At 41.2% G+C, this 23,137-nt stretch carries 18 protein-coding genes, 2 riboswitches and 1 other annotated feature; of the genes, 17 read left to right on the top strand and 1 reads right to left on the bottom strand.

From position 1 onward, the window contains the following. The first annotated feature begins 187 nt into the window (after positions 1-187). The 15 genes from cobT to AKG39_RS07800 all read left to right on the top strand — a co-directional run bounded on the left by cobT (position 188) and on the right by AKG39_RS07800 (position 18,966). Positions 188-1,240, top strand: coding sequence for a nicotinate-nucleotide--dimethylbenzimidazole phosphoribosyltransferase (gene cobT / locus AKG39_RS07870; protein ID WP_050739840.1), 1,053 nt, complete (start codon positions 188-190; stop codon positions 1,238-1,240). A gap of 312 nt (positions 1,241-1,552) precedes the next feature. After that, the gene (locus tag AKG39_RS07865; RefSeq protein WP_050739839.1) at positions 1,553-4,618 is read left to right on the top strand and encodes a methyl-accepting chemotaxis protein; all 3,066 of its coding nucleotides are present in this window, start codon (positions 1,553-1,555) and stop codon (positions 4,616-4,618) included. Positions 4,619-5,083: 465 nt separating this feature from the next. Next, entirely contained in the window at positions 5,084-5,341 is a 258-nt protein-coding gene (locus AKG39_RS07860) for a hypothetical protein (protein ID WP_050739838.1), read from the top strand. 5 nt (positions 5,342-5,346) lie between these two features. Continuing rightward, positions 5,347-5,622 carry a hypothetical protein gene (locus tag AKG39_RS07855; RefSeq protein WP_050739837.1) on the top strand — a complete coding sequence of 92 codons (276 nt, stop codon included), beginning with the start codon at positions 5,347-5,349 and terminating at the stop codon, positions 5,620-5,622. A gap of 143 nt (positions 5,623-5,765) precedes the next feature. Next, entirely contained in the window at positions 5,766-7,136 is a 1,371-nt protein-coding gene (locus AKG39_RS07850; RefSeq protein WP_242852572.1) for an APC family permease, read from the top strand. 17 nt (positions 7,137-7,153) lie between these two features. Beyond that, entirely contained in the window at positions 7,154-7,420 is a 267-nt protein-coding gene (locus AKG39_RS07845) for a hypothetical protein (RefSeq protein ID WP_126981262.1), read from the top strand. A gap of 69 nt (positions 7,421-7,489) precedes the next feature. Beyond that, positions 7,490-7,753: a binding site (T-box leader), on the top strand. Between the two features lie 77 nt (positions 7,754-7,830). Next, entirely contained in the window at positions 7,831-9,129 is a 1,299-nt protein-coding gene (locus AKG39_RS07840) for a phenylacetate--CoA ligase family protein (protein ID WP_050739834.1), read from the top strand. Positions 9,130-9,139: 10 nt separating this feature from the next. After that, positions 9,140-9,577, top strand: a complete 438-nt coding sequence (locus AKG39_RS07835) for an amino acid-binding protein (RefSeq protein WP_050739833.1) — start codon at positions 9,140-9,142, stop codon at positions 9,575-9,577. Between the two features lie 136 nt (positions 9,578-9,713). After that, positions 9,714-10,361 carry a TetR/AcrR family transcriptional regulator gene (locus AKG39_RS07830; RefSeq protein ID WP_050739832.1) on the top strand — a complete coding sequence of 216 codons (648 nt, stop codon included), beginning with the start codon at positions 9,714-9,716 and terminating at the stop codon, positions 10,359-10,361. A gap of 166 nt (positions 10,362-10,527) precedes the next feature. After that, entirely contained in the window at positions 10,528-11,220 is a 693-nt protein-coding gene (locus tag AKG39_RS07825; RefSeq protein ID WP_050739831.1) for a response regulator transcription factor, read from the top strand. Then, a complete protein-coding gene (locus AKG39_RS07820) occupies positions 11,189-13,288 on the top strand; it encodes a sensor histidine kinase (protein WP_050739830.1) in 2,100 nt (699 codons plus the stop codon). Before AKG39_RS07825 ends, AKG39_RS07820 begins: the two co-directional genes overlap by 32 nt. A gap of 164 nt (positions 13,289-13,452) precedes the next feature. Next, positions 13,453-14,205, top strand: coding sequence for a DeoR/GlpR family DNA-binding transcription regulator (locus tag AKG39_RS07815; protein WP_050739829.1), 753 nt, complete (start codon positions 13,453-13,455; stop codon positions 14,203-14,205). Beyond that, positions 14,202-15,119: a 1-phosphofructokinase gene (gene pfkB / locus AKG39_RS07810; protein ID WP_050739828.1), complete on the top strand. Its 918-nt coding sequence runs from the start codon at positions 14,202-14,204 to the stop codon at positions 15,117-15,119. Before AKG39_RS07815 ends, pfkB begins: the two co-directional genes overlap by 4 nt. A gap of 110 nt (positions 15,120-15,229) precedes the next feature. Then, positions 15,230-17,149 (top strand): PTS fructose transporter subunit IIABC, encoded by a 1,920-nt coding sequence (locus AKG39_RS07805; protein WP_050739827.1) that lies wholly within the window; start codon positions 15,230-15,232, stop codon positions 17,147-17,149. 308 nt (positions 17,150-17,457) lie between these two features. Continuing rightward, positions 17,458-18,966, top strand: coding sequence for a YDG domain-containing protein (locus AKG39_RS07800; RefSeq protein ID WP_050739826.1), 1,509 nt, complete (start codon positions 17,458-17,460; stop codon positions 18,964-18,966). Positions 18,967-19,078: 112 nt separating this feature from the next. On the opposite strand, the gene gad is transcribed toward AKG39_RS07800, so the two are convergent. Then, complete coding sequence (gene gad / locus AKG39_RS07795; protein ID WP_050739825.1) at positions 19,079-20,500, bottom strand: glutamate decarboxylase; 1,422 nt, start codon at positions 20,498-20,500, stop codon at positions 19,079-19,081. A gap of 245 nt (positions 20,501-20,745) precedes the next feature. Further along, positions 20,746-20,909: riboswitch (M-box (ykoK) riboswitch) on the top strand. A 186-nt stretch (positions 20,910-21,095) separates the two neighbouring features. On the opposite strand from gad, the gene AKG39_RS07790 reads away from it, so the two are divergent. Both AKG39_RS07790 and AKG39_RS07785 read left to right on the top strand, forming a co-directional pair. Beyond that, positions 21,096-22,025, top strand: coding sequence for a magnesium transporter CorA family protein (locus tag AKG39_RS07790; protein WP_050739824.1), 930 nt, complete (start codon positions 21,096-21,098; stop codon positions 22,023-22,025). A gap of 66 nt (positions 22,026-22,091) precedes the next feature. Next, positions 22,092-22,220, top strand: a riboswitch (FMN riboswitch). 81 nt (positions 22,221-22,301) lie between these two features. Beyond that, a complete protein-coding gene (locus AKG39_RS07785) occupies positions 22,302-22,877 on the top strand; it encodes an ECF transporter S component (RefSeq protein ID WP_050739823.1) in 576 nt (191 codons plus the stop codon). The last annotated feature ends 260 nt before the right edge of the window (positions 22,878-23,137 follow it).

The following is a 23,137-nucleotide window of genomic DNA, read 5'->3' as shown; positions in this document are numbered from 1 at the left end:
TGCGAAATTCAAAAGAAACGAACAATGGTTGCTTTGATGTCAGTTTTCACAAACAATTTTGTAACGTGCAGGCGAACAGTTCATCGAACTGTCCGCCGTGCAGTGTAAAAATTGTTTCGTGTAAGCTGGCAGCGAAGCTCACGGTAGTTTCGCAATTACCTAAAAACTTAAATTTCAAGGAGAAAAAATGAGCTTATTAAACAAAACATTGGAAAAAATTGAACCTTTAAATGAACAAATGATGACGGTTTCCAAGGAACGGGTTGATTTTCTGTTGAAACCTGTGGGAAGCCTGGGTGTGTTGGAAGAAATTGCGGTTCAAATATCTGGGATCACCGGAGAAATGTATCCGGAAATTCGCAAAAAAGCGGTACTGGTTTTTGCCGGAGATCATGGCGTTTTTGAAGAAGGGGTTTCAGCTGCACCCCAGGAAGTTACCGGATTAATGGCCAATATGACCATTGCGGGAAAAAGCGGGGTTGGCGCATTAAGTAAGCAAGCCGGGGCCGATGTTTTTGTTTGTGATGTGGGCATGCTGGGTGAAGTTGATCCAAAATCCGGTATTTTAATGAAAAAAATCAGAAAAGGAACAGCAAACATGCGAAAAGGCCCGGCAATGAGCTATGAAGAAGCAATACTGGCACTTGAGACCGGCATTGATGTTGCTGAAAGAGCCATTAGAAATGGCTATAACATGTTAGGCACCGGAGAGGTTGGGATCTGCAACACGACCCCCAGTGCCGCAATTTTTGCTGTGCTTGGTGACGTTGATCCCGGAGAACTCACCGGCGCCGGAGCAAACTTATCTGAAGAAAAAATGGTTAACAAAGCCCAGGTCATCAGAGATGCCATTGCATTGAATAAACCGGATAAAAAGGATGCCATCGATGTATTGGCGAAGGTCGGTGGCCTTGAAATTGGCGCCATGGCCGGTGTGATGCTTGCGGGAGCAGCCCATAAGATACCGGTTGTCATTGATGGATTTATTTCCACCGCTTCTGCGGCTATTGCGATTGCTTTAAATCCAGATGTGAAAGGGTACCTCATTTGTTCCCATGCATCCGCAGAAAAAGGAGCCGCTTTTGGTTCTGAATTTATTGGGGCCAAACCATTCCTGAATATGGGAATGCGATTGGGAGAAGGCAGCGGAGCGGCTATCGCCTTTAATATTATTGAATGCGCCCTGTCAATGAATCGAGAAATGGCAACCTATGGCGATGTTGGGTTGGGCGTTGTATAGAAAGAATCTAAATTCCAGGAATTGATTGTCGCTAAATAATAAATTAAATAAGTAAGGAAAAATACCGATAAGATGGAAAGTCTTATGGGTATTTTTTTATTTAAAAATAAATATTTTGAAGAGTATGCCACAATTATAAAATTATGGCATGAAAATTGCATTAAAAGTGTGCAATGAAGAAAAAATTGAGTAATCAAATTTAGTTAAGGTGGTGTCTTTATCAAAGTGTGAAGTTAAAATTCGGGTAGGGTGATCATTGTTTTCAGGATTAATCAGTAATATCAAAATTATGAAAAAAGAGGAGAGTAAAGTATGCCAAAAGATAATTCTGGTGTCAAGTCAAAGTCGATTAAAGTTAAATTATTGATCGTTCCCCTATGCTCGGTATTGATCGGTATATTTGTGATCGGTGGCATTTCTGCTTATTTAACCAGAAACAGTTTACTTGCCGAGATGCGGGAAAATGGGTTTTCAGCATCCCAGCAGTTTGTTGATCGGATAGAGGACAATTCCGAAGCGCTTAAAACAATGAATGATATGATCGAAGAACAGATTCGAAGCATTGGTAATATTGTGATCGGAAATCAGGGGATTATTAATGATCAATACTTAACAACATTGGCACAGCAATCGGGTATTGATCAAATTTACTGGTTTAATCCTGCCGGGGAAATCATCAGTGCTGTTAATGGTGAATATGTCGGCTGGAAAGCTGCTCCCGGGGATCCGATTCATAATTTTATGATTAGCGGAAACACAGAATTTATGGAGGATATCCGAAAAAGCACGGAAACCGATGAAAGTTTTAAATTCGGTTATATCAAAACGGGTACCGGCGGATTTGTTCAGGCAGGGGTTACTGCAGACCGGGTCATGGAGCTTACGCAAAAGTTTGGTTATCAGGCTTTGATTGATGAAATGTCTTCTGCTGATAGTATTGTTTATGCGACGTTTGTTGATAAAAATCTGGTCGGAATTGCAGACAGTAATCCTGATTTAATTGGCAAGAGTTATGCGGAGAATGAAAACATCAAAGCCTCAGCCCTAGAGGGGAAATCCAGTGCCTTCGAGTATTTTTATGATGTGGAGCAAATCGATGTTTATGATGTTTTATATCCCGTTGTGATCAACGGTGAGTTGGTGGGGGCTTTGGACATTGGGTATTCCATGAGCACCATCAATGCTGCGATTTCTAAAAATATCACGCTGGTTTTCATTGCCGGAATGCTGGTGTTTTTTATTGTTGGGTTTATTTTATATAAAATCTCTGCTTCGATTACCAAACCTGTTGTTGAGATGAACCATATGATTAAAGAAATGAGCATGGGTCATTTGGGGATGCGTTTAAATATAAAAAATAGGGATGAAATCGGAGAAATGGCAATAGCCATGGATCAGTTTGCCGAGGATCTTCAACATGTGTTTATTGGTACACTGAAACAGATCTCCGCCGGTGATGTGTCCGCTGAAATCCAGGCAAAGGATGATTTGGATGAGATTACCCCGGCATTGAAACAGACCATTGAGACCATCAAAGGTCTTATCACAGAAGCCATCATGCTGTCCCATGCTGCGGTGGAAGGCCATTGGGATATCCGAGGCAATGCCGAGGCTTTTCGCGGCGGTTTTAAAGAAGTTGTTGAAGGTGTAAATGCCACCCTGGATACGGTGGTTGATAAGATGATCTGGTATGAATCCATTATCGATGCGGTACCATTCCCTATTCACGTCACCGACAATGATATGAAATGGACCTTTATGAACAAGCCTTTTGAAGCGATGATGATCAATAATAATGTGATTACCGACCGGACCGAAGGCTGCGGCATGGACTGCTATAATGCCGGCGCCAACATCTGCCGCACCGAAGGTTGCGGGATCAGACGACTGGTCGATCAGGGATTAGCCGACAGTTATTTTGAATGGTACGGCCGTAACTATAAACAGGATACTGCCTATCTGATGGATGCCAAAGGCGCAAAAGTAGGCTTTGTGGAAGTCGTCACCGATTTAACCGCGATCATCCGGGTCAGCGACTATACCAAAAATGAAGTCACCCGATTGGGCAATAACCTGATCCGTTTATCAGAAGGGGATCTGGCCTTTGATATGGCTGTCGGTGCCGCCGATGAATACACCAAAGAAGTCAGCGCCCAGTTCAACGAAATCAGAAACAGTCTCGAAGAAGTGCAAACCTCGGTTGAAAACCTGATCAGTGATACGGTTATGCTGGCCCAGGCCGGCATCGACGGCCGACTGAATACCCGGGCGGATGCCAGCCGCCATCAGGGCGACTTTGCCAAAATTGTTGACGGCGTTAATGCCACCCTGGACGCGGTGATCGCACCGGTTCAGGAAGCCTCCGACACCTTAAAAGAACTGGCCCGGGGGAACCTGAATACTGGCATGGTTGGCAATTACAACGGTGACTACACGGTTATCAGAGACGACATGAATCAGACCATTGGCTTCTTAAAACGCTATGTGGATGAAATTACCCAAACCTTGGAAAAAGTGGGTCAGGGAAATCTGGACCTGGAAATTACCGCGAACTATCTGGGGGATTTTTCAGCCATCAAAGCGGCAATCAATGGGATTACCACGAGCATCAGTATCACCATGAAAGATATTGATGATGCCGCCTCGCAGGTTGAAATCGGCGCCAGACAAATCTCCGATGGCGGCCAGGCACTGTCCCAGGGAACTACCGAACAGGCCAGCTCCATTGAAGAGCTCACTGCTTCGATTGAAGAAGTGGCCGGGGAAACCAAGAAAAACGCCATGCGGGCCAATGAAGCCAATGAACGGGCGGTTGAGGTGCATAAAAATGCGGAAGTGGGAAATTCTCAAATGGAAAAAATGGTATCCGCCATGGTGGAAATCAACGATTCCTCCAGGAATATTTCCAAAATCATCAAGGTTATTGACGATATTGCCTTCCAGACGAACATTTTGGCCCTCAATGCGGCAGTAGAAGCTGCACGAGCCGGACAGCAGGGGAAAGGTTTTGCGGTGGTCGCCGAGGAAGTTCGTAATCTGGCAGCCCGGAGTGCAGTCGCCGTGATGGAAACAACGGTTCTGATCGAAGGCTCAATTGAAAAAGTACAAGAGGGGTCCAAAATTGCGGATGAAACCGCGGTCAGTTTAAGCGAAATTTTAAGGGAGATTGAAAAAGTCGCAGGTTTGGTGGGAACCATTGCCCAGGCGTCCAATGATCAGGCTTCGGAGATCGCCCAAATCAACCAGGGCATCGAACAGGTCTCCCAGGTGGTTCAGACTAACTCAGCCACTGCCGAAGAAAGCGCTGCCGCCAGCGAAGAGCTGTCGGGCCAGGCCTTAATGCTTAAAGAAATGGTGGGTGCCTTTAAGCTCAAATAAAAATCAGAATACGGGAAAAATAAAACCATTGTTTTAAAACAGCCCTTTGGATTCGTTAAAATACGAAGCCAAAGGGCTGTTTAATTTTATTTTGCAAGGGGTGTTTTTTGGAAACCGCTTCGTATATGGCGTGCAAAAAAACAAGACAGCGCAAAAAAAATGGCGCAAAAAAATGTTGAAACGAAGACTTGAAACAAGGAATCAGATTTAAAGCTAAATTAGGATGAGTTAATGGCGCTAAAATACTTCAAAAAAATAAGAACTCAAAAATAAGCGCATAAAAGCCTATTAAACAGGCATAAAAAAAAATACAGTCATATTATACTTATGGCACAAAAATTGCTTTAATTATAGAGTGGTGAAAAAGAAGGTGACAGAGATTGATGGATTAAAGGTGGTGCGATGATTAGGTATAAAAATAAAATTTGAACTAGGGACAATTATATTTAAAGTGAGGTTACATTAATGGAAAATCAAATGAACAAAACCTATCGAATGGATGGGATCGCAATTATTATTGCAATGATTGTTCTGTGGGCGGTATTAATCTTTGTAATGCTGAAGATTGGCGACATCACACCGAATCAGCCATTAAAAGCGATGATTTTTACAATCGGAATACTGGTGGGTGTTTTTGCAACCGCTTCTTCAATGGCAGTGCTGATTCATTTAAAGAAAAACAAAAAAACTTTATATGTTAGTGAAATGACTGAAAAGAGATGAAAGAAATGAAAAAAACAAAAGAAAAAAAACTGGCGCTGGAAATATTTGATTCCCTATTTATTATGCTTTTGTGTTTTGCCACATTGCTCAGTGCAATGCTGCTCAAAAACAACAGTGGGGCTGGGTTAGATTACACAATTCACGTAAAAACACTGATCACAACATTTCTGGGGCTGGCAATATATTTGCTGTATATGCTTAATCGTTCGGATAAAGGCTTAAAGACAATGATAAATTACATTTATCCAACTGAAAAATTCAAAGAGGAGGATAAAAAATGAGCTTTTGGAGTGTGATGAATTATGTTGCCTGGGGATTGAGTGCATTTATTGTGATCTTGTTTATTGTTGATATAGTGCGAGTGAGAAAAGGCCGGTACAACAATGGAAATTAAGTTTGTTTGCCTTAAGAGCGAGGTTTAATGATGGAGAAAATGACTGAATCGCACTTGCCAAAAGTTCTTGGGCCGGTACATGTATGGGCATTAGGAGTAGGAATTGTTTTAGTTGGGCAATTTATGGGGTGGAATTTTACCATCGCCAAGGGCGGGTCTCTGGGCGCCATCATTGCCTGTTGGACGATTGGGATAATGTATGTTTGTCTGATTATGATCAATACAGAAATGGGTTCGGTTATTCCGGAAGCCGGTGGTCAGTATGCAATGGCGAAATACCTTTTAGGGCCGCTGGCGGCTTTTAATGTTGGCTTGATGCTTGTTTTTGAGTATGTCATGCTTGAAGCGGCCGATGCTTTGGTGGTGGGCGAAATATTAAAAACCCTTAGCCCGGATGTCCAGGCGCTGCCGTATATTATTTTAAGTTTATTGCTATTAACCTATTTGAATTACCGGGGTGTTCACGCCACATTGAATTTGAATATCATATTGACAGGCGTCGCCTTTTTAACTATTATCATACTTTTGTTTACCACAAAATTCTATTCGCCGACAGAAAGCATGCTGAATCTAAAGGCGTTAACCAATGGTCTTCCCTATGGCGCTATGGGGATTTTAGGAGCATTGCAGTTTGGCTGCTGGTTCTATTTGGGTATCGAAGGAACGGTTCTGGTTGCTGAAGAATGCAAGTCAACCGGGCGCGCCCTACCGTTAGGCGCAATCACCGGTTTAGTCACATTAATCATCGGCGCGACTATAACATGGTTTGTATCATCGGGCTTGGTTGAATCCTCAATCCTGGCCAAATCAACCTATCCTTTGTTTGATGCAGCCATTGCAACCAATAAACCGCTTATCATCAACATATTGTTTATGGGGACAATGCTTGCGTGTTTGGCCAGTGCTAATGGGTGCATTGCCGACGCCAGCCGCGCCTGGTATTCCATGGCGAGAGATACGCTCATTCCCAAATCTTTTGCAGTACTTCATCCCAAATACAAGACGCCCTATGTCGCCATTTTATTTTTGCTGCCTATTTCGCTGGCGTTTGGATTCACCGGTTTGCTGGACCAGGTTATCACATTCTCAATTTTCTCGGCCCTGTTAGTTTATATATTAACGGCATATATGATGATTAAATTTCGAAAGATGTATCCCATTGGGAGTATCAAAAGGGGTTATGAGGCCAAGTGGCATCCAGTGCCGTCGATTATTGTGTTGATTTTATCCGGGGCAACCCTATTTGGTATGTATTTTGGTTATTGGATTAATCTTGTGGCAGGATTTACATTCTATCTGCTGGCATCAATATGGTTTGTTTATTACCGTTCGAAATTTTTGGATTATAATACCTTTATGTCAAAAGGTGTTTCCAATTGGCCTCGTCCAGAAGGTTATTAATAATGGGGGAGGTTTTAATGAATATATTGAAGAATAAAAAATTTAAAATGTGGATGATTGTCATATCAAACCTTTTGATACCAAGTTCCGGTTATGTTTTTATTGGGCGATCTTCCAGAGGGCTGATGATGTTGATGTGGATGTTTGTATTGGGATACATAACCTTGCATTTAAATATTTACAATCCCGGGATTCCGGAAATCAATAAATATTTTGGGGCCATTGCCGTATGGATCGCATCTGTATTTGAAGTTTATAATTTTGCGAGAAAAGCCATAAAGTAAGTTGAATGCTTCAAAGCCCAAAAAATTCTTGACAATATTTTGAAGTTAGTAATATAATGGACGATATAGTCAAAAACTATGATTGAGGAAAGTAATTTTCATTAAAGTCTGCAGAGAGTCGGTAAGGGTGAAAGCCGATGGTGATAATGATGATGAAGTTCCCTCAGGAGTTGTTTTGCTCAACAGGATTGAACGATCCTTATTAGGCAAAACCGGTGACTCTTGCCGTTATCAGAAGAGGGAACATGAACCATTATGGTGGGAGTGTTCGGTAACAAGGGGATTATTAAATAATCAAATTAGGTGGTACCGCGAGTAAGGCTCGTCCTTTTTACAAGGACGGGCCTTTTATAATTTTCAAACATCATACCTGTTCAAATGATATAATAAAGAAAATTCAGGAGGAAATAATGTACTGGAATAAAAGCTACGAATGCATGCCCAGAGAAAAACTACAGGAGCTTCAATTGGAACGTTTAAAACGAATGGTGTCGCGAATTTATCATGACGTTCCATTTTATCGAAACAAATTTCAGGAATGCGGCATCATGCCTGAGGACATTCAGTCGCTTGCGGATCTTCAAAAGCTGCCTTTTACCACTAAGGTTGATTTGCGAGACAACTACCCTTATGGTCTTTTCACAGTGCCGTTGGAGCAGATCGTGAGGATTCACGCTTCTTCAGGCACCACTGGAAAACCGACAGTGGTGGGATACACACGAAATGACATTGCTACCTGGTCGGAACTGATGGCGCGTTCGTTGATGGCGGCCGGGGCACGTCCCCATTCGGTGATTCAAAATGCCTATGGCTATGGTCTGTTCACCGGAGGCTTAGGTGTTCATTATGGGGCCGAACGACTCGGCGCTTCGATTATTCCAATTTCCGGAGGGAACACCGCAAAACAGATTATGATTATGAAGGATTTTGGTTCTACGGTATTAACCTGTACACCTTCCTATGCTATTTATCTGGCAGAGGTATTAAAGGAGCAGGGCATTGATCCCGAAGCTCTAAAACTAGAGGTCGGTATTTTTGGTGCTGAACCCTGGTCTGAAAATATCCGCAAAGAAATTGAGAAAAAATTGAAAATTAAGGCTTATGATATTTATGGCTTGTCTGAAATTATGGGACCGGGAGTTGCCATTGAATGTGAATGTCAAAATGGCCTCCATATGTGGGAAGATCATTTTATTCCGGAAATCATTGATCCGGTTACCCTGGAAGTTCTTCCACATGGCGAACAGGGTGAGCTGGTTATCACCACCATCACAAAAGAAGGGATCCCGATTCTGCGTTACCGAACCCGGGATATAACAAAGATTATCGACGAGCCTTGTGCCTGTGGCAGAACCCATTTAAGAATCTCTCGATTGCAGGGACGAACCGATGATATGCTTATTATTCGCGGGGTCAATGTTTTCCCAACCCAGATTGAAAGTGTTCTCCTTGAAGTGAGCGAAGTGGAACCCCACTATCAATTGGTTGTCAGAAGAGATGGATCCCTGGATACGCTTGAAGTTAAGGTTGAACTCAGCGAAACCTTGTTTTCAGATAAAATCAGTAATCTCGAAAAACTGGAACGTCGCATTAAAGAGCGCATTAATTCGGTTACCGGCATCAATGCCAAGATATCCCTTGTTGAACCTAAAAGCCTTCCTCGAAGTGAAGGCAAAAGCCAACGGGTTGTTGATTTAAGAAAAATTTAGGAGGAAAAAAATGATTCGACAAGTATCAATTTTCATGGAAAACCATGAAGGCCGTCTAAACAATTTATTAAAGATTCTGGCAGAAAACGATATTAATATTCGTTCGTTAAACATTGCCGAAACCATGGATTATGGAATTGTCCGTTTGATTTTACAGGAAACGGATAAGGGTTTGGGAGTTCTGAAGAAACATAATATTATGAGCTCATTAACCCCTGTTCTGGCCGCGGAAATTTCCGACCAACCGGGAGGACTTAGCATTTTGGTGGATGCATTAACCAGGGAAAAAATTAATATTGTCTATGCTTATTCGTTTCTGCCTAAAAAAACGGATAATGCCATTATTATTATGCGAGTTGATGATGAGGTTCTGGATAAAGCTGTTGAAACCCTTAAGGCAGTACCGGGGATTAACCTTCTGGACAGAGAAACTTTGTTATTAAAATAGAAAATTCGGTTTTAATTACTAAAAATTGAAGCATTCTGAAACTTTATATTGACATTTGCAGTAACATTTTGTAACATCAAAGGTGTAAATAAAATATACACCTGTGGGTCTAACCCATACTAAGAAAGGCAAAACCATGGCAAAGTCGAAAAAAGGAACTCAAACCAAACAGAATATTATCAATACAGCAAAAGATCTTTTCTATGAGCATGGTTATAACAAAACAGGAATACAGGATATTGCTGATCATGCTGATGTGAAACTGGGAACAATTACATATTATTATAAAAAGAAGGATGACATGATTACCGATATCTATAATGTGTTTTTTTTGGCACTCTATGATTATGTTTCGGTTACTTCAGAGCATCTGAATCTTTTTACCAAGTATTGTTATGCACTGGTTCTATATTATGAAGCCATTTTAAATGATGAACATAATAAAACTCTGTATTATGAAGTGCTTGTTAAAAATGTGAACCCCCATGGGCGAACTAATATTACCAACACCTTAAATCGTTCCTGTTTGGATTTTTTAAATAAAAATTATATTGAAGCAGATCTGGAAGTCATTGCCCGGTCTGAATATGGTGCAAGAAAAGAGCTTTTTGTTAATTTCTATGAAAAAGAAATTAAATTTACCGGACGTGCAATGATCTACTTCTTAATTCGGAATTTATTTAGATTGATGAATCTCGATGGCGAAATGATCGAAAATACCATTCAACAGGGGTTTGAATTTTCAAATAAAAACAAACCGGAAGGTATAAAGTTTTTAATTTAACCAGTTTTTTAAGAAGCAGTTATCCTTGGGATGCTGCTTTTTTTATTTTCAGTTTGCAGGCAAATTGAGTTGTCAGAATTTCTTAAGGAGTTTCGGGGTTTTTTGACATAAGTTTGTGGTAATATTAGTTCAAACAGAGAAACCGGAAAAATGGAAGGCGGATAAAATGAGCATTTTAATTTGCGATGACGAAAAAGAAATTGTTGAAGCTCTGGAGCTTTACTTGAAAAACGAGGGCTATGATATTTTAAAGGCCTATTCAGGAAAAGAAGCTTTGTCCCTGGTGAAAACAGAAGATGTCCAATTGATCCTGATGGATGTGATGATGCCGGAAATGGATGGACTCCGGGCAACCATGAAAATCAGAGAAACTAACAATATTCCAATTATTTTTTTATCAGCTAAAACAGAAGATAATGATAAGATTATGGGTTTGACCATGGGTGGGGACGACTATATCACCAAACCCTTTAATCCCATGGAGGTCATTGCCCGGGTGAAGTCGCAGCTGCGACGCTACACCAAGCTTGGCGGTTGTCCAGAAAAAGTCGGAACCTACTGCACCGGCGGCCTGGTTCTTGAGGATGACTATAAACGGTTAACTGTAGACGGCGAAGAGGTGAAGCTCACCCCGGTAGAGTATAAAATCATGCTGTTTTTAATGGCGGAAAAGGGCAAAGTTTTTTCCATTGATCAGATTTATGAAAATGTCTGGGAGGAGCCCTCCTATAATTCGGATAACACTGTGGCGGTGCACATTCGGCGGATCCGAGAAAAAATTGAAATAAATCCAAAAGAACCAAAATATTTAAAGGTGGTATGGGGCATTGGCTACAAAATTGAAAAATATATGGACTGATCAAGGTTTGAAAATTACGGTTATTAGTTTGGCTGTGATTTTTAGCATTCTTTGTTTTGGAACCTTATTCAAAGGAATAGAAATAATGGATGGTGTGACCCCAGATACTGAAAATTATCTTGCGAGCAGTGAACTCAACGATAAGGTGTCATCGGCATATTATGATATTTTACAGCGCTATGACTATTATCTTTCAGAAGAAAATATTAGTGCTGGGAATACGGTGACTGATGATCGATTAATCGAGTTTAAGGAAGATCTTGCTATGTCAAGTGATTTTGCGAGTGCGGTTGAGAATGAAGAAAGGACATTAGCTGAGGTGATTGGAGATCCCCTATTTCTTGATAAATTTTCAAGTGAAATAGAAGCCCGAAAGCTCCAATATATTAATGCAGATCTGAAGAAGATCAACTTATATGAAGGACAGATTCAGCAGATACCAGGTTTAACTTATTATGTTGAATCCCAGGGAATAATAAAAGCCTTTCCGGAAAAAGTAACACAGGCAGATGTTTTGGATAATCGAGTGGTTTTTTCCTATGATAATGGATTGATTACCTCAACGCTTCCAAAGATAAATCAGTATGCTTTTGATGATGCCCAGGGAGAAAATTTTAAAGTGAGTTTGTCCTTTGATGATGATTACATTGCAGAACAAGAAGGAATTTATCAAAATAAACGGGCAGAATTTCAACTGACTGTGAGCTTGTTTATTTTGTTTTTTCTGGGAACCCTGATTTCAGCAGTTTTAGCCTGTATCTCTGCGGGGCATAAAAAAGGCACAGTGGGAATCACCCTTTTAAAAAGCGACAGTTTTTATATTGATCTGCATTTATTTGTTTTGTTGATTGTCGAAGGGCTTCTTTTGTCGGGGATGATATTTATTTACGCGAAGAGTTTACCCCTGATTATAATGTTGCTGATTTTTGGAGTAGGGGCGTTACTGGGATTGAACTTTTTGTTATCCCTGACTCGAATTATTAAGGACCGAAGTTTTGCTCAACATTTACTCTCATGGAAAATAATCATGCGTATTCATCAGAGTATAAAAAAAATCATTAATAAATGTTTGGGATATTACCATGAAGTGATGAAAGGGTCATCATCGGTTAAACGCTTTATGGGATTCAGTATTGGCCTGGTGATATTGGGATTAGCCATTAACGTTCCCCTGATCGGAATATTTAGTCTGGGACTGATTGTTTATATTCTTTATGTAATGGGAAAAAAAGTTCGGAAGTACGATGAAATCATACAAGGTCTGGAACGCATTAAAAACGGTGAAGTTGATTATAAGCTCACTGGATTTAATGGTGCTCTGGGCGAATTGGCGGAAGGGATTAATGCCATTGGTGAAGGGATCACCCTGGCAGTTTCAAAAGAAGTGCAAAGCCAACGAATGAAAACCGAGTTGCTTACCAATGTATCCCATGATATTCGAACACCTTTAACCTCGATTATCACATCCATTGATCTTTTGAAAAATGGTCAACTTAACCCGACAGAAAAAGTGAAATATCTAAATATACTTGAGAATAAGGCCCAGCGGTTAAAAACCCTTACCGATGACCTTTTTGAAGCAGCCAAAGCTTCCTCGGGAAATATTGAAGTAAACTTCGAGGCGGTTGATTTGGAGATATTAATGACCCAGGGGCTGGGGGAAATGGAAGAAGAACTTGGCTCTTCCCAACTTGAATTTATTACCCAGTATCCAAAACAGCTTTTGGTGGTAAATGCTGATGGCCGGCTGCTCTGGCGGGTGATCCAAAACCTCCTTTCCAACATTTTAAAATATGCCCAAAAAGAATCCCGGGTATATGTGGAGTTAATAAAAAAAGAGGGAATGGGAATAATTATTTTTAAAAATATCTCCGCCGAACCCTTGAATATTTCACCGGAAGAGCTTGTGGAGCGGTTTAAACGCGGTGATGAAACCCGAAACAGCGAAGGCAGCGGCCTGGGACTGGCCATTGCCAAGGATTTGATGGTAATTCAAAAGGGTGAATTGAAGATCGATATTGACGGGGACCTTTTTAAAGCGGCACTGGTTCTATCTCTGGCAGAATAGTTTGGCGAATGTTTAAGTTTTTTAGCGTTTGTAAACCGATTTGGTTTACAAACGTTTTTTTGTATGCAAAAATGCACATAATTGACTAATTATGATTATAAATGAAATTAAATGATTGACTTTGACTGTAAATGGTGATATTATGCGTTTAAAGAGGTGGGAAAATGATTGCAGAAGAACGATTTGATAAAACATTACATATGATTGAAGAAAAACGGGCAGTGACTGTTGCGGAATTATCCGAAGCCTTGAATATATCTGAATCCACTATCCGCAGAGATTTAACAACGCTTCATAATAGCGGCAAGCTTAAAAAAGTTCATGGCGGGGCCACCGCTATTGGGGGCAGCTTTGCCACCATGGATTATGACGTTCAGATGAGAGAAGACCATTACCGTGAAGAAAAGAAGCGGATTGGGCAGTTTGCCGCGGCGCTTATTGAACGGAATGATTTTGTTTATATCGATGCCGGAACCTCTACTGAAGCCATGGTGGATGCTATCGTCGAACCGGGCGCGGTATATGTCACCAACGGAATAAGTCTGGCAAAGAAATTGGTGCAAAAGGGATACCGAACCATTATTGTGGGAGGTGAAATCAAACCGATAACCGATGCCGTGGTGGGAACTGAAGCCCAGCGTTTTCTTGGAAAGTATCATTTCACAAAGGGCTTCTTTGGAACCAATGGAGTGGATATGAGCGCCGGTTTCAGCACGCCGGACCCAACCGAGGCCCAGGTAAAACATGAAGCTTTGGTGAGATCAAAGGTAGCCTTTATTTTAGCGGACCCATCAAAATTCAATCAGATCGCGCCAGTAAGTTTTGGCAAGCTGGAAGATGGCGAGATTATAACAACCAAACTTTTCGATTCAGCATATTGTAAACACACAAAAATCTGGGAGGTGGATAGGCAATGATTTTTACAGTAACTTTTAATCCATCCCTGGATTATATTGTTGGACTTGAAGAATTTCATGAAGGAGAGGTAAATCGGAGTGAATGGGAGCATATTTTCCCCGGTGGAAAAGGGATTAATGTGTCAATGGTGCTTAAAAACCTTGCCATTGGAAACGTTGCCTTAGGCTTTGTGGGTGGGTTTACCGGAAAAGAAATTCAACGCAGGGTAAAGGCCTTTGGCTGTTATACTGATTTTGTGAAATTGAAATCGGGAATCTCCCGGATTAACGTGAAAGTAAAGGCCAATAAAGAAAGCGAAATTAATGGGCAGGGTCCAAATATCACAAAGAAAGAACTTGGCAGGCTTTTTGAAAAGCTGGAGCTGATTAAAAAGGGCGATGTTTTGGTTTTGGCGGGCAGTATTCCTAAAGCACTTCCTGAAGATACCTATGAAAATATCATGAAGCATTTGGAAAACCGGGGCATAAAAATTGTGGTGGATGCCACCGGTGAACTGTTGCTGAAGGTTATCAAGTATCAGCCTTTTCTGATTAAACCCAATAAGCAGGAGCTTGGGGAAATTTTTGGAGTGACCTTGAAAAACCGTGAGGATATTATTGACGCGGCCAAACGGCTTCAGGAAATGGGGTCACAAAATGTTCTGATTTCCATGGCCGGGGATGGTGCCATTCTCATTGGCGAAAATGCCCGGGTTTATGAAATGAAAGCGCCAAAAGGCATTGTTAAAAATTCTGTCGGTGCAGGGGATTCCATGGTGGCAGGATTTTTAGCCGGCTATCTTTTGGATGGTGATCTCTGGGAGGCCTTTCGAATGGGTGTCGCCACTGGTAGCGCCTCGGCCTTTTCAGAAGCGCTGGCAACAAAAGATGAGATTTTAAAAATGCTGGGACAATTGCCGGAGAAAGAAAGTTAATAGGAAATTGCGAAACTCAAATGAATCGAACAATGGTTGCTTTGATGTCAGTTTCCACAANNGGCAGTTTCGCAATTACCTAAAGAAAGTTGAAATAAGGAGGAAAAAATATGCGTATTATTGATTTGCTTAATTCAAAGGCCATTGACCTTGAGGGAAAGCCCTCAGCTAAAAGTGAAGCCATCGAACACCTGGTGAATCTAATGGATACCACTGGAAATATCAGCGATCGGGAAGCCTTTCGGCTGGCAGTGCTCAATCGTGAAGACGAAGGTTCCACAGGTATTGGGGAAGGCGTTGCCATTCCTCATGGAAAATCAACCGCCGTGAAAAATGCCGGGCTGGCTGCCATGGTAGTAAAAGATGGTACGGATTTTGATTCATTGGATGGGGAACCCGCTTATCTCTTCTTTCTCATTGCAGCTCCAAATGAAGCCAACGATCTTCATCTGGAGGTTCTTAGTCGGCTTTCTACTATCTTAATGGATGAAGGATTTCGCCAAAAATTGATTCTGGCTCCTGATATCAAAGCCTTTCTGAAGTTCATTGATGAAAAAGAACAGGAAAAATATGGGAAGCCGGAAGAAAAAGAAACAAAGCTTCCTGAAAAAGGATTTCAAATCCTGGCAGTTACCGCCTGCCCTACCGGCATTGCTCACACATACATGGCCGCAGAAAGTCTTGAAAATAAGGCAAAAGAACTGGGCATCACCATAAAGGTGGAAACTAACGGTTCAGGTGGGGTGAAAAATCAGTTAACACCAGAGGAAATCAAAAATGCTGATGCCATTATTATTACAGCAGACACGAATGTAGAAATGACTCGGTTTAATGGAAAACCAGTGATTCAGACAAAGGTTGCTGACGGCATTCATAAGGCAAAAGAACTGATTCAGGAAGCCCTGGGTGGTAATGTTCCTATTTATCAGAGTACCGGGGAAAACATTACCGAAGGTCAAAGCTCCAGTGAAAAGGAAAGTGTCGGGCGAAAAATATACAAAGATTTAATGAATGGTGTTTCTCATATGCTGCCCTTCGTTATTGGCGGCGGCATTCTTATCGCACTGGCATTTTTATTTGATGATTACAGCATTAACCCGGCAACTTTTGGCAGTAATACACCATTTGCAGCTTTCTTAAAAACAACTGGCGATACCGCCTTTGCATTTATGTTGCCGGTATTGGCGGGTTACATCGCAATGAGCATTGGCGACCGACCAGCTTTAGCTGTTGGTTTTGTCGGCGGTATGCTTGCCAATACCGGTGGTTCGGGATTTTTAGGAGCTTTGCTGGCAGGCTTTGCAGCGGGCTATCTGGTGCTTGGTCTGAAAAAGGTATTTACTAAGCTTCCTAACAGTTTAGAGGGCATCAAACCAATCCTGTTGTATCCGGTACTGGGGATATTGATAATCGGAGCGCTTATCACCTTTGTCATCAATCCGCCGGTTGCGGCACTTAATACCTGGATGACAGTGATGCTGAACGGTATGGGATCGTCCAGCAAAGTTGTTCTGGGGATTGTTCTCGGCGGTATGATGGCCATTGATATGGGCGGACCCATTAACAAGGCCGCCTATACCTTCGGACTGGCATCATTGGCCACGGGACAGTATGATATTATGGCCGCCGTCATGATTGGCGGAATGATTCCGCCGTTGGGCATTGCGCTTTGCACCACCTTCTTTAAAAACCGTTTTACTAAAAAAGAACGGGAAGCAGGAATGACCAACTATGTTATGGGCCTTTCCTTTATTACCGAAGGGGCAATTCCCTTTGCATCGGAAGATCCCATCCGGGTTATTCCGGCCTGTGCGGTTGGCGCGGCTTTAGCTGGAGGGTTATCTATGTTCTTTGGATGTACCTTATTGGCACCTCATGGCGGGATCTTCGTATTTCCGTTGGTTGGAAATCCGTTTGGGTATGTAATTGCTCTGGTTGCCGGTTCAGTGGTCAGTATGACACTGCTTGCCATATTAAAAAGACCGCGAGTGGATGTTCAGGTATCGGGCAGCGAAATCCTGGATTTATAAAAGATCTGAAACAAGGTGTTTGGCACATAATAGTTTTACAACAACAAAGCCTCCGGAATTCCGGAGGCTTTGTTGTTGTAAATATAATGTAAAGAAATCGGATGGGAAACGAACAATTACGAACAAGTTCCTGTGTCTGTTGAATAATGAAATAGTTAAGGTATAATGATTTCGTAGGTTTATTAAAAAATGAAAATTTTATTATATTGACATAGGAAAAATATTTAACGACAGTAAACTCGAAATCTCCTTTTCTTGTTTTGATGTTGTCTGGAATGACCACGGATTATCAGGGGAAGGATCGTCAAATGAAAACAACCAAAGCCGAAAAAAAAATAGTGAGTCTGGTTTTAATTATTTTTTTAATTGCAGCATATCTTCCCGGCGAAATCCTTGCCATTGAAGGAGGTCCGTTGCCTGTTGCAGCCTTTGCTGAAGATGTAATCTATAATGGTGAACCACAGGTTCTGGCAGAATTGAATCCGGCAGCCGGAGCGTCCGACATTAATCCGGAAAAAATTAAAATCACCTATAATGGGTTAATGGAAAATGGAAACGCTTATTTGGAATCAACAGAGCCACCAGCCGATGCAGGGACCTATTTGGTGACCGTTGAATATGAAGGCGATGACGTTTATGATAGTTTCTTCGCCACTGAAGAAATAAATATAAAACCTGTTGATTTAAAAACAATGAATTTTATCACAAAAAAACCAATTGCCAAAGTATATGACGGCACAAAAAATGTGCCGATAAATTTGATTGAAGGATTAACAAATGCCGGGGTTGCCGAAGAGGATGTCAATGACGTTATTTTCGACTTTACTTCTGCTGAATTTTACTCAAAGGATGTCATTTTTCCTGGTACGAATAAGGTGATCTTAAAAGACCTGACAATTTCAGGAACAAAAGCATATAACTATGTGATTGCAGCTCCCGCCGAAGCAGATGAAAATCCTAATCTTATAAGAGTACCGGAAACTGAAGCTGTGGACTTACCAGCAGAAATTACGCCAAAACCGGTTGAAGTGTTTTTAATCCCAGAGGATAAAGTTTATGATGGTGATGCTTTTTTAGATGAGTGTGGTATTTCTTATAATCAGGAAGATGTCATTGCCGGAGATAAAATCGACGTTAAAACAAATGAAGCTTTTAATCCCTGGTACGGAGAAATAAAGACTCGGATTAAAGATGTGGGCCGCTATTATGTTTGGGCATCAGAGGGATTTTATCTGCATGGTTTAGCCGGAACAAATATTAACAATTATAAGATTGATTATCAGCAGTATCCATTTACTGATAATCCAGCAAAAATAGAGGTAAACCAGGATACCATTCGGTCAAAAGAAGTGTATTCCATCACCCCGGCATCGGTTGTGATTGAACCCTGGTCTCAAGCCAAGATTGAAGGCGATCCGGATCCGGCATTGACCTACATGGTCTGGCGGGATTACGGTTCAGACAAAGGGGACTGGCAATATGTGGAAGGTGCCTATGGTGAGGATGTTTTCAGCGGCGCACTAAGCCGGACAGCCGGGGAATCGGTGGGCGAATATGATATTTTTTTGGGAGATTTAAACAATTCGAATTACACCATTTCTTTTCAAAACGGAGAAAGTAAATTTCGGATTCAGGCGAGAGTTCCCACACCGACAGTTTTGTCACCGCCAACTTCGGGACAACCGACACTGGGGCAATCGAATACATACAACACCGAAACAGATCCCTTTGACAGTGGTGGTTTATTGCCAAAGCTGTTACTAGGTATTATCGCAATTGTAGGGAGCTTTATGTTTGCCAAAATGCGTGAAGTATAAAACTTGAACAGGGTTCGAAATTAAAGAAATCGACGTAATAACGGGCATGAAAACAATGCGTTTCATGCCCGTTATTTTTGTGCGAAGAAATAGGATCATCGAATAAACAGAATTAATGGGTAAAACCATAGGTGCCTTTGTCTTTAATGGCATTGCCGTAGACAATCACCCGGGCATTGTCCAGTTCATGGATGCCTTCTTTTAAATCGTTGATAAACAGTTCCGCCAATTGCATGCTCAGATCCTGGCGGATGACAACTCTTTGGATAATAATATCCGTCATGTTTGCCGGTAGAGGGTACGCTGGTACCTGCCAGCCGTTCATTCGAACCCGGTCAGCTAAATCATAGAGACTCCACTCCCTGTTCGCATCGGCTTTCATTTTCCAGCAAACAATGGGGATATTGTCGCCATTGTTATAGATGTCAAAAAGTCCGATGGCCATCAGTTCATTGGCAATATAGCGTGCAACTTCCCTTGTACGCTGATGAATTTCCTGATAACCGTCAAAGCCATAGGAAAGGAAATTGAAATATTGCCCAATGATTTGGCTAGCAGACCGGGAAAAATTAATGGCGATGGTGGGAAGGTCGCCGCCCAGATAACTGACACTAAAAATAAGTTCGGCTGGGAGATACTTTTTATCTTTCCAGATTACCCAGCCAACACCGGGATAGACGAGTCCGTATTTATGACCGGAAGTGTTAATGGAAATTACATTTTTCAAGCGGAAGTCCCATTTTAAATCCGGATGGATAAAAGGGGCGAACATGCCCCCAGAGGCGGCATCCACATGAATTGGTATTTGATGCCCGGTTTTTTGATTATGGGCTTCAACAAGTGCATCCAGTTTTTCCACATCGTCATACTTCCCGGTATAAGTAATACCCATAATTGCCACAATGCCTATGGTATAGTCATCCACATAATCTAAAATAGTATCCATATTCAGACTCATGTGTTCTTCATCTAAAGGAACAAGGCGCATGTCAATGTCCCAATAAACACAGAATTTTTCCCAACAGACTTGAAATCCAGATGAAATAACCAAGTTTGGCCTTTGAGCATTAATGTTTAAGCCAAATGTTTTCGCCCATTCTCGCCAGGAAAATTTCATGGCTAACCCTCCCAGCATACAGGCTTCAGAGGAACCAACCGTGGAAGTGCCGATGAATTCCATATCTTTTGGTGCATTCCAAAGATCTGCAATCATGTTGACACAGCGATTTTCAAGATCTGTTGTTTGAGGGTATTCAGATTTATCAATGGCATTTTTTTCAAGGGTTTCAGACATGATCTTCACAGCAGCAGGTTCCATGTAAGTTTGGCAAAAGGTAGCTAAATTTAGCCGAGCGCTTCCTTCATCCAACAGTTCGTCTTTAATTACTCGGTATGCCAGGTCAGGATCCATTGATTTTTTCTTAAGTTTATATTTGGGCAAGATTGAATCACTGTCTTCCGTTCCAAAAACCTTGGTTGTATGGATATCTTTTATTTTTTTTTCTTTTTCTTCTTCTTGTCTGGAAAATAACATTTCTACCTCCTAAAGGCTTGATGATTTTTTATGGTTGGGTATGGATTTAAGCGGATTTTATCGACCTGGCTGCGTTTTTTTTATGTTATAATCTAAAATAGGTGTTGTTTTAAATTATACACAAAATAGTCATGAATATGCAAATAAAATTCATTTATAATCAGGTCCTCTTAACTTAAATCATTGACAATAACACTGTAAAACGATATAGTTAATCATATAAATACAATAAAAAAAACAAAAACTGTTTCTTTTGTTAGGCGAGGCTCCTATACAGATATGGCTGCTACCCGGAAACATCGAGAGATGCCAATGGGTCAACAGGTACTATCGAATTAAGGTTTTACTTAATGCAGTTGGGTGTTGCCCTACGCTGTATAGTGCCAAAACTGAACGACTGGGGGAATCATTATTTTTGCTGTGCAAAAACCTCTGTTGATTAGTGGAGGTTTTTTTTGTTTTTAAAATATAAATAAAGGAGTGAGATAGGATGGACGCAGACCCTGGAGAGAAGCGTATTGAACAAATAAATAAAAATCATAGCGACCAAAATATCCGCTGGATCATTGGTTGCTCTTAATTAAGGAGAAGAACAATGATTAAAATTTACAAAACCATCGATGGAAAAATTGAAGAAATTGAGTCCATTGAAAAAAATAGTTGGATTAACCTGGTTAACCCAAGCGAAGAAGAACTCCTATTTATCACTCAGGAATTAGGAGTGGAACCGGATTTTCTGAGAGCCGCGTTGGATGAAGAAGAAATTTCTCGTGTGGAAGTAGAAGATAACAATCATGCACTTATTACCATCGATGTTCCTGTCGTCCAAAATAACACGAAAATGGTATTGTATACCACCATTCCTGTCGGGATTATTCAAACAGAGGAAAACATTATTACCGTATGTCTCCGTGGGAATACACTCATTGATGATTTTGCCAAAGGCCGAATCAAAAATGTGTTCACAAATTTAAGAACACGGTTTGTTTTCCAGATCCTTTATCGTGTTGCCAGCCGTTTCCTTGTATATCTGAGGCACATTAATCGAATGAGTGCAGATATCGAAAGAGAACTACATATTTCTATGAAAAACAAAGAGCTGTTTCAATTGCTTGATCTTGAAAAAAGTTTGGTGTTCTTTTCAACTTCGTTAAAGGCCAATCAGGCAGTTGTGGAAAAGCTCCAGCGCGGACGAATTATTAAGCTTTACGAAGAGGATAAAGATCTGTTGGAAGATGTATTGGTTGAGGTTCAGCAGGCCATTGAAATGTCAAATATTTATACCAATATCCTCAGTGGTACTATGGATGCCTTTGCCTCAATCATTTCGAACAATCTTAATATCGTCATGAAAATTTTGACATCACTGACCATTCTTATGGCCATTCCAACCATGATTGCAAGTTTCTATGGGATGAACGTAGAAGGATTGCCGGGGGCAAATTTTGGTATCGTAGTCATTATTGCTTTGTTCTTTACCGGCATTGCTGCCTTTGTTCTGTTTAAAAAGAAGATGTTTAGTTAGACGAATCTAAAAAATATCGTTGACAAATAAATTTCCTTGGGTGTATAATAAAATAAATAAATAAAAAGTCTGTTTCAGGGCGAGGTGTAAGTCCTCACCGGTGGTGATATGCGAAAGCAATAAGTCCACGAGCCGAAAGGCCGATTTGGTTAGAATCCAAAACCGACGGTAGAGTCCGGATGAAAGAAATGGCGTACAATTTTTGCACGCAAGCCCTTGGAGAGAAAAATCCAAGGGCTTTTATTATTTTCTGAGCAGACAATTAGGAGGCTTTTGATGAAAATCAAAACAAAACAACTGACACAAATGGCAGTATTGGCAGCAATGTCGATTCTATTGGTTTACCTGATTCGGTTCCCAATATTCCCAACCGCTCCGTTTTTGGAATATGATCCAGCTGATATCCCTATTTTTATTGGTGCATTTTTATTTGGCCCAGTTGGGGGTTTGATCCTGACAGGCGTCGTTTGTGTACTTCAGGGTTTAACGGTTAGCTCAGCCAGCGGAGTTATTGGAATTCTCATGCACTTCTTTGCGACTGGCTCATTTGTACTGGTTGCCGGGATTATTTACAAGAAAAATCGCACCAGAAAAGGTGCAGTGATTGGTTTAAGCGCCGGCGTCGTGGTAATGACCATTACGATGATTCTCTGGAACATTGTTTTGACACCATTTTTCCTGGGCATACCCGTTGAAGCAGTCTTGCCGATGATCCTGCCAATTATCCTGCCCTTTAATATTATTAAAGCAGGAGCAAATGCAGCCATTACTTTTATGGTTTACAAATCAGTTGGCAAGGTATTGGGATTAGAACTCCCAGAAACGAAAATAGCTGAAACAGAAGTAAAATAATCAATAACAAACCGTCCTGTGGACAATGGTAAATCGTTGTCTGCGGCATGATTGTACAGGCGCTGCCTGTTCGCCATGATGCAGACAACTGATGTTACGATTGTCCTCAGGACTTACTTTTCTATTTTGTCTATAAAATACGGGCATACTCAATACAACTTGTAAAACTACTGCCGTTGAAATGAAGACGTGCAACTCAGTCTCCGCTGCGCTGCGCCTTCGTCACGGGCTTCGCCCTATAAAAAATAAGTGCCTAAGTG

The sequence above is a fragment of the Acetobacterium bakii genome (genome assembly GCF_001263355.1).
Classification (GTDB): Bacteria; Bacillota; Clostridia; order Eubacteriales; family Eubacteriaceae; genus Acetobacterium; species Acetobacterium bakii.
Note: the sequence above shows the minus strand (reverse complement) of the source record. Positions and strands in the feature narration are given on the sequence as shown.